12 protein-coding genes and 1 pseudogene are annotated in these 14409 nt (G+C 46.7%); 4 read left to right on the top strand and 9 right to left on the bottom strand.

All coding sequences use genetic code 11. The features are described 5' to 3' along the window. Window positions 1-7: 7 nt before the first annotated feature. The 8 genes from BUC26_RS19990 to BUC26_RS19955 all read right to left on the bottom strand — a co-directional run bounded on the left by BUC26_RS19990 (window position 8) and on the right by BUC26_RS19955 (window position 8515). Entirely contained in the window at window positions 8-346 is a 339-nt protein-coding gene (locus BUC26_RS19990; RefSeq protein WP_073378962.1) for a DUF6951 family protein, read from the bottom strand. Between the two features lie 121 nt (window positions 347-467). Further along, the gene (locus tag BUC26_RS19985) at window positions 468-2096 is read right to left on the bottom strand and encodes an ASKHA domain-containing protein (RefSeq protein WP_073378961.1); all 1629 of its coding nucleotides are present in this window, start codon (window positions 2094-2096) and stop codon (window positions 468-470) included. Between the two features lie 519 nt (window positions 2097-2615). After that, the gene (locus BUC26_RS19980) at window positions 2616-3947 is read right to left on the bottom strand and encodes a TRAP transporter large permease (RefSeq protein WP_073378960.1); all 1332 of its coding nucleotides are present in this window, start codon (window positions 3945-3947) and stop codon (window positions 2616-2618) included. Next, window positions 3944-4450: a TRAP transporter small permease subunit gene (locus BUC26_RS19975; protein WP_073378959.1), complete on the bottom strand. Its 507-nt coding sequence runs from the start codon at window positions 4448-4450 to the stop codon at window positions 3944-3946. Before BUC26_RS19975 ends, BUC26_RS19980 begins: the two co-directional genes overlap by 4 nt. Window positions 4451-4669: 219 nt before the next feature. Further along, window positions 4670-5758: a TRAP transporter substrate-binding protein DctP gene (gene dctP, locus BUC26_RS19970; protein ID WP_073378957.1), complete on the bottom strand. Its 1089-nt coding sequence runs from the start codon at window positions 5756-5758 to the stop codon at window positions 4670-4672. A gap of 86 nt (window positions 5759-5844) precedes the next feature. After that, window positions 5845-6993, bottom strand: a complete 1149-nt coding sequence (locus BUC26_RS19965) for a uroporphyrinogen decarboxylase family protein (RefSeq protein ID WP_073378956.1) — start codon at window positions 6991-6993, stop codon at window positions 5845-5847. 25 nt (window positions 6994-7018) lie between these two features. Beyond that, window positions 7019-7657, bottom strand: coding sequence for a corrinoid protein (locus BUC26_RS19960; RefSeq protein WP_073378955.1), 639 nt, complete (start codon window positions 7655-7657; stop codon window positions 7019-7021). Window positions 7658-7708: 51 nt separating this feature from the next. After that, on the bottom strand, window positions 7709-8515 hold the full coding sequence (locus BUC26_RS19955) for a methyltetrahydrofolate cobalamin methyltransferase (RefSeq protein WP_073378953.1): 807 nt from the start codon (window positions 8513-8515) through the stop codon (window positions 7709-7711). Window positions 8516-9355: 840 nt separating this feature from the next. Between BUC26_RS19955 and BUC26_RS19950 the strand changes: the two genes are divergently transcribed. The 4 genes from BUC26_RS19950 (at window position 9356) to BUC26_RS19935 (ending at window position 14001) form a co-directional block, all read left to right on the top strand. Beyond that, complete coding sequence (locus BUC26_RS19950) at window positions 9356-11386, top strand: PAS domain-containing sensor histidine kinase (RefSeq protein ID WP_073378952.1); 2031 nt, start codon at window positions 9356-9358, stop codon at window positions 11384-11386. Continuing rightward, the gene (locus BUC26_RS19945) at window positions 11367-12836 is read left to right on the top strand and encodes a sigma-54-dependent transcriptional regulator (RefSeq protein ID WP_073378950.1); all 1470 of its coding nucleotides are present in this window, start codon (window positions 11367-11369) and stop codon (window positions 12834-12836) included. Before BUC26_RS19950 ends, BUC26_RS19945 begins: the two co-directional genes overlap by 20 nt. Continuing rightward, on the top strand, window positions 12815-13507 hold the full coding sequence (locus tag BUC26_RS19940) for an epoxyqueuosine reductase (RefSeq protein WP_073378949.1): 693 nt from the start codon (window positions 12815-12817) through the stop codon (window positions 13505-13507). The genes BUC26_RS19945 and BUC26_RS19940 overlap by 22 nt, the downstream gene beginning before the upstream one ends. 116 nt (window positions 13508-13623) lie before the next feature. Continuing rightward, window positions 13624-14001 (top strand): cupin domain-containing protein, encoded by a 378-nt coding sequence (locus BUC26_RS19935; protein ID WP_073378948.1) that lies wholly within the window; start codon window positions 13624-13626, stop codon window positions 13999-14001. On the opposite strand, the pseudogene BUC26_RS19930 reads toward BUC26_RS19935, so the two are convergent. Further along, window positions 13980-14363, bottom strand: a pseudogene (locus BUC26_RS19930) (ATP-binding protein); the annotation flags it as partial. The gene BUC26_RS19935 and the pseudogene BUC26_RS19930 overlap by 22 nt on opposite strands. Window positions 14364-14409 lie beyond the last annotated feature (46 nt).

The raw sequence follows: 14409 nt of genomic DNA, 5'->3' as shown, positions 1-14409 counted from the left end.
CAGGATGCTACGCTTTGAACCGGATGTTGGCATCTTTGGGCAAAGCCAGACCAACACTGACTTCCAGAGCTTTCAAAGTTCCCGAGATTACGGGGCAGGAAACATGGGGAATAGTATTGAGACTTACATCAAGTACTCGAGAATTTAGGGTTCTGGTGTCTTTATCCATAAACAATTCCTTTAATACATTTATTTTTTCTTCTCCGAGTATCTTTGCGACTTTTTGCCAATTCGGACAATCGCTTTCTATTCGTATGGAAGCGATGTAATCCAGATTTTTCTCAGCTTCAGCGTGGATTATCGTGACCAATCCGCAGATACCGGCAGTTATCTCAACAGTAATCATCTTATCTGTTGCCCTTCTTATAATTTGCGCTCCTTGCTCTACCGACAGTCATCATTGTGAGTGATTATGTGATTGTAATAAAATGATATTATTTCTGTTGTCGAAACGTGTACGCTTAAAATCAACCATTCAAATCGGAAATTTCCGGAAAAGAGGTGTGAAGTGCGAATTCCATTGCAAATTCTGGATCATCTGCCAGTTCGAAGAAGTGAACGCCAAGGGCAACCCGTTCGATTTCGTCCCTGAGGCTCTCGTCTAACAGAGCCATAACCGCCCCTCGACCTGCACTATTTTCAACCACTGAGATATCGGACTGGTAGACGCTGTCAGGGAGCATCCCAATATCGACTGCATTACGCCAATTAAAACGGGCACCAAAAGCTCCAGTCAGAACAAACCGATCAACCTTATTGAATCCCGATTTTTTCATCAGCAATTTAATCCCGGTCGATAGAGCCGACTTGGCTAGCTGCACCTGTCGAATGTCAGGCAACGTAAGTACTATCGAGTCCAGCCCCTGTCCGTTTTCACTTGGAACAATAACGAATGTGCGGCCAACACCTTTTTCGTCGGAGTGCACTCCTGGCAACCCTTCACGGAGACGACCACTCGGAACGATCAGCCCCACTTTGAGCATTTCGGCAACAGCGTCGATAATCGCAGATCCGCAGAGTCCTCTTGGACGCATTGCCCGGTTGTCGCCTATCATTTCATAGTGCACCTGGTAGTTTACCGGATCAATGAAAATTTTTTCTATTGCTCCGGAAGATGCCCGCATACCGCATTTAATATGCGCACCCTCTAGTGCCGGACCAGTTGCGCAGCTGGTAACCCAGATTGACTGTCTGTTTCCCAGGACGATTTCGCCGTTGGTACCTATGTCCAGAATCAGAGTAACTTCATCTCTTTGGTACGGTTTTTCAGAGAGCATGACACCAACGGTATCTCCTCCAACGAATCCTGAAATTACAGGAAATACATATACAGGGCAATTCTGGTCGACATCGAGGGAAAGGTCGCCTGCCCGATAATTTTGAGCCTCGCAAGATTCAGGCATATAAGGCACGACACCTAGTTTGCCGGGGTGAATCCCGGTAAACAGATGCTGCATGGTAGTATTGCCAACCACCGTTACCCTTTCTACCTCCTCTTTGGGGTGTCCTATATTTTCGAGACATTGAGCGATCATCGCATTAATAGTTTCCAGCAGGAGGCTGTTCAAAGCCTCAACTCCATCCCCGTGTTCATTTGTATACGCGATTCGGCTAATTACATCTTCTCCATAGCGTCTTTGCGGGTTAGCCTCTGAAATTGAACTCAATATCTTTGCTGACCGGAGATCGCAGAGGTAAAGCGCGAGTGTTGTTGTTCCGATATCGATAGCGATTCCAAGCGATGCGCCTTCCTCTTGGTCAGATTGGACACGTCCTTCATCAACGGAAAAGACATTCCCTTCAAGGCTTTTTCCAATTGCTTCCCCACTATCGAGAACCGATTTAGACAATGATACAGAGATTTCTCCGAGAACCTCGGTTTCACATGCCAGCCGATCCCCCTTTTTGATGCGTTCTGGCGACAATAATCTGTATTCTTTGTCGGTTGGTGGCGATACCTTACTCGGGGGATAAATATTGACTACACACTTCCCGCATTGTCCTTGACCCCCACAGTCAGAACGCAACTTGATAGCATTGTCAGCAGCTGCATCCATTATCTTTCGACCGTAGGGGACCCTACACCGTATCCCCATCGGCTGGAACACAACCTGACAGGTACTTTCGTGGTGTTGCAACAATTTGCTCATTGATATATTTTTTTGATCTATGGTGAAGATTTAATTACGACCCAACAGAAGACCGGATTCGCTGCAGATGAAGTCCGATTAACGCGCAGGGTGTTAAAACCCATGGGGGACGAAATCCCGCTTAACCACCTCGCTCGGTTCTATGATGAGAAAAACATATCACCGTCAGACTCGCGGACAGAGATTATACGTAATTAAGATTTATTTTTAGAAACCACTCGGCCGATTGCACGCAGCGGGACTATAGATACTTTAGGTCTCGATAAGAACGATATGGATGCCAGGTGACAATTCCATCTTCATTGTTCTTCCGGCCATATTCACATGCGGTTGCATCACCTGACAGGCAATCACGGCTTTTTATGATTTTGAGAGTCTACGCTCATACCAACTCATAGTGCGACGGTTTTTCAGTTGCTGACGGCAAGGTCTCGGCAGAGAGTTTCAAAAGCTCTGCCGAGAAACTCAATAAATTTTTGCGGGCAGCCAGGTGATAATGCCTGGGAAAAAGCACATGATCAACAAGGCAAGCATTTGCAGCAGCAAAAAGGTGCCGGTGGCAAAATAAAGTTGACCGATTGGTATATCAATATTTGATTCTTTCGCGACTCCTTTGACATAAAAAGCAGCATAGGCGAATGGCGGCGAGAGATAGGAAGCCTGAATCATAACCGCAAACATGATGGCGAACCAGAGCGGATCAAAACCCAGTTGGTCGACAATTGGTGTAAAAACAGGAATTCCAATAAGCAGTACGCCATAACAATCGATAAACATTCCCATGACAAGCAGCAGAAAGAGAATGAAAATCATCACCAGCCATCGGCTAATCTCAAGGTTGTTTACCATTTGACTGATAAGGTCGCCTCCCCCTAAACCCAGGAAAACGGCGGTGAACATTGAAGCGCCAAGAATAATCCACATGATCATTGCATTGGTTCGCATGGTCAAATAGCAACATTCCTTGATCATCGCCCAAGAGAGCCTTTTATTGAAAATCGCGATCAGGATTGCACCAGTGCAGCCAAGTGCGGCGGCCTCTGTCGGGGTGGCCCAGCCAAGGATGATCGAACCGAGAACCAGGAAGATAAGCCCCAGGGTCGGCAGCACCGATTTCAGCACCATTATGATTTTTTGGTTGGTACTGAATTTGGCAGCTTCTTCAGGATCGATGGCGGGAGCGGAGTCAGGCTTGACCCAAACCCGAATGATGATATAGGCAAGATAGAGCCCGGAAAGCAGAAGTCCCGGACCGATACCGCCAGCAAACAGTTTCCCGATAGAAATTTGGGCTTGAGCCCCATAAATCACCAGAATAATGCTTGGGGGGATTATCGTTCCCAAACAGCCGGAAGCCATGATGGTCCCAGTAGCCAGATCGCGATCATAATTGTATTTGATCATGGACGGCAGCGCCAACAGGGTCATTAGTGTCAGGGAAGCGCCGATAATACCGCTTGCTGCCGCCAATAGCGTACAAATGACTACGGTAGCAATAGCCAGGCCGCCGCGAATCCTCCCCAGAACGATATACATCGACTCGAAAAGATCCTCCGCCGCCCCCGAGCGTTCCAGTATCGTACCCATGAAAATAAATAGCGGCACCGCGACGTAAACGATGTTGGTGCAAATACTGGTGGTAGTCCGCATGAAAAGATTGAGGGCGGCAACGTTTCCCCAGAGGGTGGCAGCGAACAATACGGACAGGCCGCCCAGCGTAAACGCCAGGGGATGTCCGAGCAAAAGGACAACAAGAAAGATGATGCCAACAATTGATAGCGCTTCTACCGGTGTCATATTTCACGTCCAGTAATGAGATAATGCAGATCTCTGCTCCACTTCGCCAGTCCTTGAAGCAGTAACATGGTAAAGCCAGTGGCAATGATCAGTTTTAGCGGAAACAGCGGCGGCCCCCACATGCTGAAGGTACGCTCGAAAATCTTGGTGGAGTAGATCGCCTTGTCCCAGGACTTAAAGGTCAAGACCCCGGTAAAGCTGAAAAAAATGACGGTAAAGAAAAAAAGATCCAAAATAGCCCTTCCTTTCCTGCTGAATCTCGCATAAAAAAGGTCGGTGCGTACATGCTTGTCATCTTTGAGTACCCAGGCGGCCCCCATAATGAACATCGCTCCCGAAAGATGGGTCGCCAGTTCCCAGCTCCAATCAGTAGGAGAGTCGAATACATAACGCAGCACCACTTCAACCGCCTCCAGTAGCATGACCGGCAGAACCAGGAAGCTGAAAAGCTTACCCACGAAAACGCTCAGCCCGTCGATTATCCTCAGAATTCTTTCCAACATTGAGCCCTCGGTGTTTCCGGTTAGCATTGTGCTTACCCCCCTCTTTACGGGAGCAAACACAGGTTCAACTCAGCTCATATTGCGGGTTTTCGGTTACCTGTAATCCCGCAATTTCCCCAAAGCAGTTTGGTTAATCTGTCCCAACTATGCCATTGATGAAACCATGCAGCCGGGACCGAACTCCTCGGCTGCATGGGGTTGTCACTTGCTGGTTAATCTTTATCTGCTGGCGGGATCAAAGCCCATCTGCTCCTGAGGTTCGAGTCCCTGGCCCCACCAGGCGGCTTTCGTCTTGTACGGGTACCAGACGGACCAAAAATCATAAATGGAGTTATAAGTTTCTTCGGTCAGACCGCCGAATTTCTCAACGTCTGATTTTTCGATCTCATACATCTTTTGACGTAGCGGGACAAATTGCGCCTCGTCCATCCGGATGAACTCCATTTTTCCGGATTCCGACAATTCCTTCATCGCCACAGCGCTGTTATACTGGCTTTTAGTCCAGTGATTGAACTCGTCTGACTTGAAGGCCATTTCGACGATCATCTGCACGTCTTCGGGCAGCTTGTTCCAGGCATCCTTGTTGACCACTACGGTGGTGACGAAATGGACGTTCCAGAAATCCGGCCAGATGCCATATTTGGCCACATCGGTCAAGCCAAGTCCCATATTGTATTTAAGATGGCCAAATTCAGCCATATCGACGGTTCCTGAAGCCAAGCCGGTGAACACCTCTTCCAACGGGAGGGTAATTCCGGCGATGCCCTTCTCGGCCAGTAAACGGGGATCCGAGGTCCGCATTTTGGTCCCTTTCATGTCATCCAGCGACTGGTAGGGCTTGTTGGCCATCAGGACTTCGGTACCCCAGACCTCGATCGCCAGGAGTTTCAGATTGATCTTGTCGAACGCTTTCTGCATGATATCCCACCCGCCGGCCTCATACAGCCAGATATAACGATCATGCGAGTCCATCTGCAGATTGCCCGTGGACAGCGGCAAAAAGGCATACTCCACACCTTTGGCATATACCGGCCAACTGGAATGCATCTCGAAGACACCTTCTCCGCAGGCCTGAAAACCCTCCAGACTGGAGACATACGTACCATTGGGGGCAACTTCTATCTCTAGTCTGCCTCCAGTTGCCTTTTTAATTCGCTCGGCCACTGCTACATTCTGTTGAAAGTCTGAATGGGAATTGCTGTGAATGACCTGCATCCGCCACTTGACCGGTTTGTCCGCTGCACCGCTGACGGTCGTCATTACAGCTAACATCGCTGCTGCTGTCAGGAACAAAATGACCTTCTTCATCCTCTGCGCCTCCATTTTCTTGGTTACTACCAGCCACGCTCAAAAATCAGCAACAAGGCAGGTAATTATGAATTTCAGGAATTTCATCAGTATTTACAGTTATCCTGAAACGTCTCCCACATCGCGATAAAGTTTTCAATCGGGACATCATCTTGGACATTGTGCACGGTTGAGAAGACGAACCCACCATCTTGACCGAAGATATCCATATTTCTCTTGGTTTCTTCTCTGACCTGTTCCGGAGTACCATTTGGAAGGGTAGATTGGGTGTTGATTCCTCCTCCCCAGAAGGTAATATCCTTGCCGTATGTCTTCTTCAAATGTTCAGGGCTCATATTGGCTGCTGAAATCTGTACCGGATTCAGGCAATCGAAACCCGCTTCAATGATATCCGGCAGGGCTGCCTCAACCGAACCGCAGGTATGAAGCGTCATGAAAGGGACGCCATTGGATTTGATAAACTCATTAAGTTTTTTATGATAAGGAAGAATCATATCTCTAACGATTTTCGGAGACACGAACAATCCTCGCTGTTCTCCAAAATCGTCAGCTTCACTGCAAACATCAATAACTCCGTTGTAGGTTTCAAAGATATTGGCATAATATTCAATTTTCTTTTCCAAGAGTTTATCCATGAAAGCGGTGCAACGCTCAGGCTCGGTGAGCAGCATGGCAAACCAGTTTTCAAAACCCCACATCAGCGGACCCTGTTGTAAAAAACCGTTACCGAACTGTTCTGATAGCGTGGTTGCTAAACCAACAGCGTGGTAATCTTCCAATTGTTTTCTATCAGCCAGAGGAAATTTGTCAGGAACAGGCCAGACAAACTTCTCATCGTCTTCCTCGTCCTCTGCATCTTGCAGGACACCGCCTACGAGGTCGTAGTACAAGCCATTCTGTTTCGGCATCCTGTACTGCGCTCCCCAGCTGTTGGTTAAATAGTAGCTATCCTCGTCTTCCCACTTCTTCGCATAGGGACTTTCACTTTGAGGAATCGGATGAAGCGTTGCCGATCGAACGTCACACTTTAACAAATCCAAAACTTTGTCGGACGCTGAGACCAGTTGATAAGGGATGTGATTATATACTAGATCTTCCTGTATCCCGAAGTAATCCAATAGCTTGACGTAGAAATAACCAGTGAACTTACAGGAACACCCGGCTCCAAGATCGAGCGGGATACGATCTGGTTCTTTATGATTCAAGGCACAAAATAGCCTCTCTCGACTGTTCATCGCATAGCCCTCCGAAATTTCTTGTTTATGAAGCAATCATTTCTTTTGCAAGTGAAGCGGCCGAGGCGGCATCAGCTGCATAACCGTCTGCTCCGATAGTATCGGCGAAGTCCTGGGTGATCGGTGCGCCACCAACCATAATCTTAACCTGATTCCTTAGGCCTGCCTCTGTGATTGCTGCAATCGTTCGATTCAGGCTGGGCATCGTTGTCGTCAACAAGGCAGATAGTCCGACAATGCAACAGTCAGGGTTTGCTTTGATGGTTTCAATGATGGTTTCGGGTGAGACGTCAACACCGAGATCAATTACCTCAAAACCGGAGCCTTCTACCATCATGGCAACCAGGTTTTTTCCGATGTCATGTAGGTCGCCTTCTACCGTACCAATGATGAATTTTCCGACGGTAGTATGTTGCCCACCTGCCAGGTGCGGCTTGAGAACTTCTACTCCTGCTTTCATCGCTCTGGCGGCAACCAGCATTTCCGGGACAAAAACTTCTCCGGTCTTGAACTTTTCCCCAATGTTGCCCATAGCTTCAATCATTCCCTGATTTAAAATAGCAACTGGGTCCAAGCCTTCCTGCAGGGCCTCTTCAACAAGCTCTTTTACTATCTTCTTTTTTCCGGACTCAACGGCACTTTGGATCTCCTGAATCTTAGACATGATTTCGATACTCCTATAGTAGATTGAACGAGAATTCCGTTATTGAACTCTTTATTTACTCTTTGGTCCAATCAACCCTTCTCTATAGGCGGCGATATACTCCAGACAGTATTCGTCCTGTTCCAACAGAGCCTTGGTTGCATAAACCAACCCCAGCAGGTCTCTGTTAGTCGGGTCGATAATTGCGCTGTCCATCCCGGCCCCAAGGGCTAATACCATGAATGCCTGATTGATCAGTTTCCTGACCGGTAAGCCAAATGAAATATTGCTTAACCCACTCGTCACGTGTATGTCCGGGAACCTTTTTTTGATTTCCCTGGTGCATTCGGCAAATGTGGTTAGGGAAGACCCGCTGGTAGACAGTGTTTCAACCAATGGATCGATATGCAATCGGGAAGACTCAATCTGATACTCTTCAGCCTTCTGCATAATACCATCAAAAACCGCCAAACGTTTCTCCACCGTTGTTGGAATGCCCTTGTCATCACACAGTAACGCGATGCATTCCCATTTGGTGTTGGCGATAACTGGGAATATGGTATCTATTTTTTCGCCCTCTAGAGAGACGGAATTGACCAATCCTACGGTTTTGCAGAAAGGTAGTGCTGCAATGATGGCACGAGGGCTTGGGCTATCAACACAAATCGGCACATCGGTGACTGCCTGCACTAATTCGATGAGCCACTTAAGGGTTTCAACTTCAACTTCCTCTGGAACCGACGCACAAATGTCAATGTATGTAGCACCCGCATCAGCCTGTTTTTGAGCACATTCAACGACATATGATTCGTTTTTCTCTTGGATGGCTTTCCCCATCAAGGGAATGGAGCCGTTAATTTTTTCCCCGATGATAATCATTTTCCTCTATATTCTCCTTTCCGATGCTCGAAGGCTTTACCGATTGTCTATTAATATGGTCGAATCTATCTTTTACGCACCATCCTGCTACTAGGATTTGGCGTCCTAATATCCATCATTAAGCTCTCTAGCAATAAACGATCCAGGATTTCAGAAAGGAACCTACCGTTTTTCAGAACATAAATTTACAATGCACAAACAGCTAGTTGTTAATCTCTCGCAGGCTTTCTCAAGAAGCCGATGATAGATGTCATCGCCGCATCTCGAGCCGATCACTGCACCATTGGGGGCAGTACCAAAATCTGCCCTTCCCCGCTCTCGAGTGAACCCTACGATATTAATACTCATATCCAATCCATGTCCTTTTTTTGGGAACCAGTTTCATTCAATCTTTTGAGAAGAGGTGACTCATGAAACGAAAGCGAGCCCCACGCCAGAACTTAATGATTAAAATACGACAAAGGCCACTGGACAATACTGTAAATCGACAAACAACTTATCAATATAATTGCTTTTTTCTCCTACGGAGGAGTGGGTTGTTATTTCTCCCTGAAAAGACTCAAGAGATCCACTCAATCGCTAGAAGCCATAGCACAGACGGACATGTTCCATCTCGTGCAGTTGCACCACCTGGTGCAATCATGGGTCGGTCTGGAAAGTCATCTGATTAACAGCGCAGATGGAGGAATACTACTGTGTGGACGGATTGCAGTTTGATATGATTAAGGGAACGTTATTTGCAAGTGCAAGGTGGATAGTGGATTCTGCCGAATACTTTGAAAAGCCACAGGAAGAGAGACGACTATGCCCGTGCTCCAGAAAGCTTGATAGATAAGAATTATGGATAGTATAAAATCAACTGAACCGGGCAAACAGCATCTCTGTGCCTTATTGCAAATATCCGAGTTGCTCTTGCAAGCCATACCAGATTCAGAACCAGTACAGAAGAGTCTACACAAAATTATCACCGCAGCTGACGGCACTAGCGCTGCCCTTTATAAACGTTTTTACACCAACAATGTCTCGTATTATCTGAAGAAGATTGGTTCTGCGCATGAAAAGGATAGTCTGACACCTCTTTTTCCCGAAACTCTCAAACCGGGGAAGATGGATGCCCAAGTTTGGGCAATGCTAAATACCGATTTTGCGGAATGCTTCAGTGAGTGCCGTTTTGATACGTGGTTCGCGGACCACAATATATATATCGTCCCCCTGAAGATGAATGAGCAACCATACGGGATCCTAATTCTTGCGACTCCCCGTCAGGATATAGATGGTAACCTTGAATTTCTCTCGGCTGTTGGAAATCTTTTCAATCTATGGCTCAAGACGATCGATGCCACAAAACGGTTGGAAGATGTTTTCGATTCGATCCCAAACCCTTCATTCATCATGACCACGGACGAGAATATCATATACTGGAACAAAGCCAATGAACTGATGACCGGTTGGAAAGCTGAGCAGCTCATCGGCAAGGGGAATTATGAATCATCGCTTCCGTATTACGGTATACGCAGGCCAATGGTGGCAAATTTGATAATGAATAAAGATACTGAGTGGCAATCAACCTATTTCGAGTTCGAACAAGATAAAGATCATGTCAATGCACTTGCGTTTTGCCCTGCACTGCCTGGAGGCGGCGCTTACCTGCGGACCAATACTAATAGGCTTTACGATGTCAATAATCGTCTCTGGGGAGCCATTCACGCAGTTCGGGACGTGACCATTGAACTGCAGATGCGCGAGAATCTAAAGCGTTCTGAATCCATGTATCGGAGCATCGCAGATTTTGCTGGTGTGGGAATCCTGCTTGTCAACAATGAAGATGTCATCTATGCCAATGAACAGGCTGAAGATTTTCTCGGTAAAACCAGCGATCATATCTGTCTCGCTGACCTCCAGGATTGGGTCAAGTTAGAAGAAGATGAGACAGTTGGCAATCTTATGCCCAAGCTTCTATGGGGTGAGGAAAAGCTGGTACGGTTTGAATTTCAGGCTGTGAGGGAAGGGAAAACTGCTTATTTCAATGCGCTTGCACAACTTATTCCTCACGACAACCGTCAGGTGATTCATTTCGTAATCGACGATGTTACGGAGCAGAAGGAAATGGACCGCCGGGTGCGCGAGAATGAGCTGAAGCTTATTCACGAGGAACGTCTCACATCACTCGGTATCATGGCTGCCGGTATCGCTCATGAACTGAATCAGCCGCTGAACACGATACGCGTTGTTACGGAAGGTTTTTTGTACGGCAATGAAAAAGGGTGGAGAATGGGCCGGGATGAACTTGTAGATAATATCGAGATGATCTCCAAGCAGGTTTCGCGCATGTCCACGGTAATAAATAACATTAGGAACTTTTCCCGAGAGGATCAATCGGCTGATTTCACAAATGTCTCAATCAATAAAGCGGTGGAAACGGTTTTTTCTATGATAGGAAGGCAGTTTGAGGCACACAATATTACCGTCCATCTCCAATTAGAGGAAAACCTGCCGGCAGTCATGGCTCCCGCTAACCAGCTTGAACAGGTCGTTACCAACCTGTTGATCAACTCCCGACAGGCCTTTGATGGCTGCCCCCATGGCCAGTGGGAAATTTGCGTTGAAACAGGCGCAGAAAACAATACCGTATTCCTCAAAATTGCCGATAACGCAACGGGCATCCCGGACGAATTATTTGAGAAAATTTTTTACCCGTTTTTCACGACCAAGGAAGTAGGTAAAGGCACCGGGTTGGGGCTCAGTATATGTCAAACAATCCTCGCCAACATGAATGGCAAGCTTGATGTTTTCAACAATCAGAATGGCGGTGCAACCTTCATTGTAAAAATTCCGACTCAGAAGAAAAGCAATGAATATCCTGGTAATTGACGACGAACCGGACATCCGCCTGAGCCTGTCCAGTTTTCTCAAACGTTTGGGCCATTCGGTCAACTGCGCCGAAAATGGCGAAGAAGGCTTGAAGCTTTTCCATTCTAACACGTTTGAGATTGTCATAACCGATATCCGTATGCCGATTATGGGAGGACTTGAGCTTTTAAAACAGATAAAAAGAGTCGAACGTTCTCCCATTGATGTGATTGTTTTCACCGGGCACGGTGATATGGATAGCGCGGTGAAAGCCCTACAATACGGCGCTTACGACTACCTCCAAAAACCCATTAACGTCAAAGAGCTTGCCATTACCTTGGAACGCGCTGAAGAGTACGCAGTTCTAAGAAATAACTACATCAAGTTGAAGAAGGAGTTCAAGGACAGAATTGATGAAGCAGTTCATTCTTGCAGAGGCGAAGCTGAGCGACTCAGAGACGCTTACCTCTCCGAAATCGGGTTAGGTGAATTATGCGTGTTTTCAGAAGGTATGAGGCGAGTATTGAATCAAGCCGAAAAATACAGTAGTGACCGGAATGTTCCCGTCCTTATCGAGGGCGAAAGCGGCACAGGAAAGGAACTGATCGCTCGATACATTCATCATTATAATCCAATAAGCAATGAATCTCCCTTCGTGGCAATTAATTGTGGTGCTCTCAGTGAAGCATTGATTGAGTCCGAGTTGTTCGGCCATGAACATGGCGCATTCACGGGCGCGGCCCAAGGTGGAAGAATCGGCAAATTTGAAGCTGCCGAAGGCGGGACTGTCTTTCTCGATGAAATTGGTGAGATGCCAATAAACCTACAGGTAAAATTGCTCAGGGTTCTTGAAGAAAAAAAATTCTTCAGACTTGGAGGGATCAAAGAGGTCCCGGTTAATATAAGATTTTTATGCGCTACCAACCGCGATCTGCAAGAAGCGGTAAAGGAAAAAAAGTTCCGTCTAGACCTCTACTATCGAATCAGTACCGGTAATATTAAAATTCCACCTTTGCGTCTTCGCTCAGATGCAATACTCCCTTTTGCCAATCGATTTGCAAGCAGGGCATTCAAGCGGCAAGGGAAAAGATTCGAAGCCTTCTCTTCCGATGCGGAAAAATTCCTGAAAAACTACTCATGGCCCGGCAATGTGCGCCAGATCAAAAATGCAATGGAACGGTTATCTCTACTGAAATCAGATGGAAATATAGATTTATCAGATCTTAACTTTCTTGATGAACTGGCAACAAAAACAATATCAAACACTTATCACCTTGGAGATCTTCCGTCGTTGGTCGAAGTTCAGAACCTGCCTGATCACGGATTGGATATCGAGCAGTTGAATCGCAATATTGTTTTCGGGGTTTTGCAGAAATGTAAAGGCAATCAAACTAAAACCGCTGAATACCTGGGGATATCGCGAAGGCAATTACAGGGAAGACTGAAGAAATGGAATATTCAGTGCAATTGAAAGGTTTTATAAAGTCTGTTGGGGCTGATCTTGTTGGCTTTACTGATGTCGAATCACTCCAAGGAATCTACACAGAACCAAAGAATCTTCTCGATTCTTTCACACATGTCATATCCGCGGGGGTCGAGGTTCCAAAATCAGTGTTTGATACTATACACGACAAACCGACGCCGATATATAATGTCGTTTATCAAACCATCAATCGAATTTTGGATGAAATAGGTTATAAGACTTCCCGACATCTGCAAAATAAGGGCTACTCCGGCTTGCCGATACCCGCCTCACAAATTGTAGATCGTGAAAAGTGGTATGGCGCTATCAGCCATAAAGCAGTTGCCCGGATGGCCGGTCTTGGCTGGCAGGGGAAAAATCTTCTACTAATCACACCAAAGTTTGGTTCTCGTATCAGACTGGTCACGATATTAACAAATGCTCCTTTGAAGATTGACCTACCAATGAAAAATCGTTGTGGCGCGTGTACCAAATGCAAGGATGCCTGTCCGGTTGGAGCTATAAAAGGGGTAGTGACTGAAGACCGATATAAAAATAGAAATGAGGCTTTGCATTTCGACAAATGTGTTTCTAAGCTAACCGTTGAATTTGCAGAACTTCCTAATATCGATTCTCCGATTTGTGGAATTTGCATTAAGGCCTGTCCATATAGTAAATAATTATCGCCGCTAACAATGCCTTAACATTCGGGTGGCAATTCCGCTGAGCCCCATTGCCACTGATGAAGGATACGTTAGGCGGCAAATCAATACATCCAGTAATGAGGTAACTAAATATGACGTACTTTCAAAATCTGAATCAAATCATCGCATCCCTTGAAGCTGATGGATCTACAAAGATCGATCCCATCAAGAGAACGTTTGTTTTCGACGGAGATCATTTGACAGCCAATGTTGCCGTGATTACCGATAGCGGCAACGCGCTTCACACCCAAAACGACCATGATGAACTGCTCGTCATTGTTGAAGGCGATGTAGATTTTATGGTCGGTGAAGAAACAAAGAATATAAAAAAAGGTGATCTCGTATTCATTCCCAAGGCTACACTCCACGGTCCCATTTTAAAGGAGGGGCAAAGTTTCGCGGCACTTTCCGTTTTTGCTCCGCACTTCGACCGAACGAAGAACAACATTCAATGGGACAAAGATTCTTGAGGCTCCTCGTCATTTCGTGTGGATTTGATCTTATGTATCAAATCCACACGAAATGACGAGGAGCCTTCTATGATATCGCAGTGATGGGTCAACCGATCCAGCAAGGCGGTGGTCATCTTGGCATCGCCGAAGATCTGGAACCATTCGGCAAAGCTCAGATTGGTGGTCACGATCAGCGAGGTTCTTTCGTACAATGTGCTGACCAGGTGGAACAACAAACTGCCGCCAGCCTGGGAGAACGGCAGATATCCCAGTTCATCAAGCACGACGAAGTCGATATTGGCCAGGCGACTGGCCAGTGAACCAGCTCTGCCGGCCAGCTTTTCCTGCTCGAGTTTGTTGACCAGATTGACCACGCTATAAGAAGCGGCCTCGCTTGCCTAAGCGGATGCACTGCATGGCAAGGGC

The organism is Desulfofustis glycolicus DSM 9705 (assembly GCF_900130015.1).
Taxonomy (GTDB): Bacteria; Desulfobacterota; Desulfobulbia; order Desulfobulbales; family Desulfocapsaceae; genus Desulfofustis; species Desulfofustis glycolicus.
The sequence above is the reverse complement of the archived record's forward strand: the minus strand, read 5'-3'. Positions and strand labels throughout refer to the sequence as shown.

Coding starts and splice junctions, on each gene's coding strand:
- BUC26_RS19990 (WP_073378962.1), bottom strand. CDS start 346: ATGATTACTGTTGAGATAACTGCCGGTATCTGCGGATTGGTCACGATA.
- BUC26_RS19985 (WP_073378961.1), bottom strand. CDS start 2,096: ATGGGGATACGGTGTAGGGTCCCCTACGGTCGAAAGATAATGGATGCA.
- BUC26_RS19980 (WP_073378960.1), bottom strand. CDS start 3,947: ATGACACCGGTAGAAGCGCTATCAATTGTTGGCATCATCTTTCTTGTT.
- BUC26_RS19975 (WP_073378959.1), bottom strand. CDS start 4,450: ATGTTGGAAAGAATTCTGAGGATAATCGACGGGCTGAGCGTTTTCGTG.
- dctP (WP_073378957.1), bottom strand. CDS start 5,758: ATGAAGAAGGTCATTTTGTTCCTGACAGCAGCAGCGATGTTAGCTGTA.
- BUC26_RS19965 (WP_073378956.1), bottom strand. CDS start 6,993: ATGAACAGTCGAGAGAGGCTATTTTGTGCCTTGAATCATAAAGAACCA.
- BUC26_RS19960 (WP_073378955.1), bottom strand. CDS start 7,657: ATGTCTAAGATTCAGGAGATCCAAAGTGCCGTTGAGTCCGGAAAAAAG.
- BUC26_RS19955 (WP_073378953.1), bottom strand. CDS start 8,515: ATGATTATCATCGGGGAAAAAATTAACGGCTCCATTCCCTTGATGGGG.
- BUC26_RS19950 (WP_073378952.1), top strand. CDS start 9,356: ATGGATAGTATAAAATCAACTGAACCGGGCAAACAGCATCTCTGTGCC.
- BUC26_RS19945 (WP_073378950.1), top strand. CDS start 11,367: ATGAATATCCTGGTAATTGACGACGAACCGGACATCCGCCTGAGCCTG.
- BUC26_RS19940 (WP_073378949.1), top strand. CDS start 12,815: ATGGAATATTCAGTGCAATTGAAAGGTTTTATAAAGTCTGTTGGGGCT.
- BUC26_RS19935 (WP_073378948.1), top strand. CDS start 13,624: ATGACGTACTTTCAAAATCTGAATCAAATCATCGCATCCCTTGAAGCT.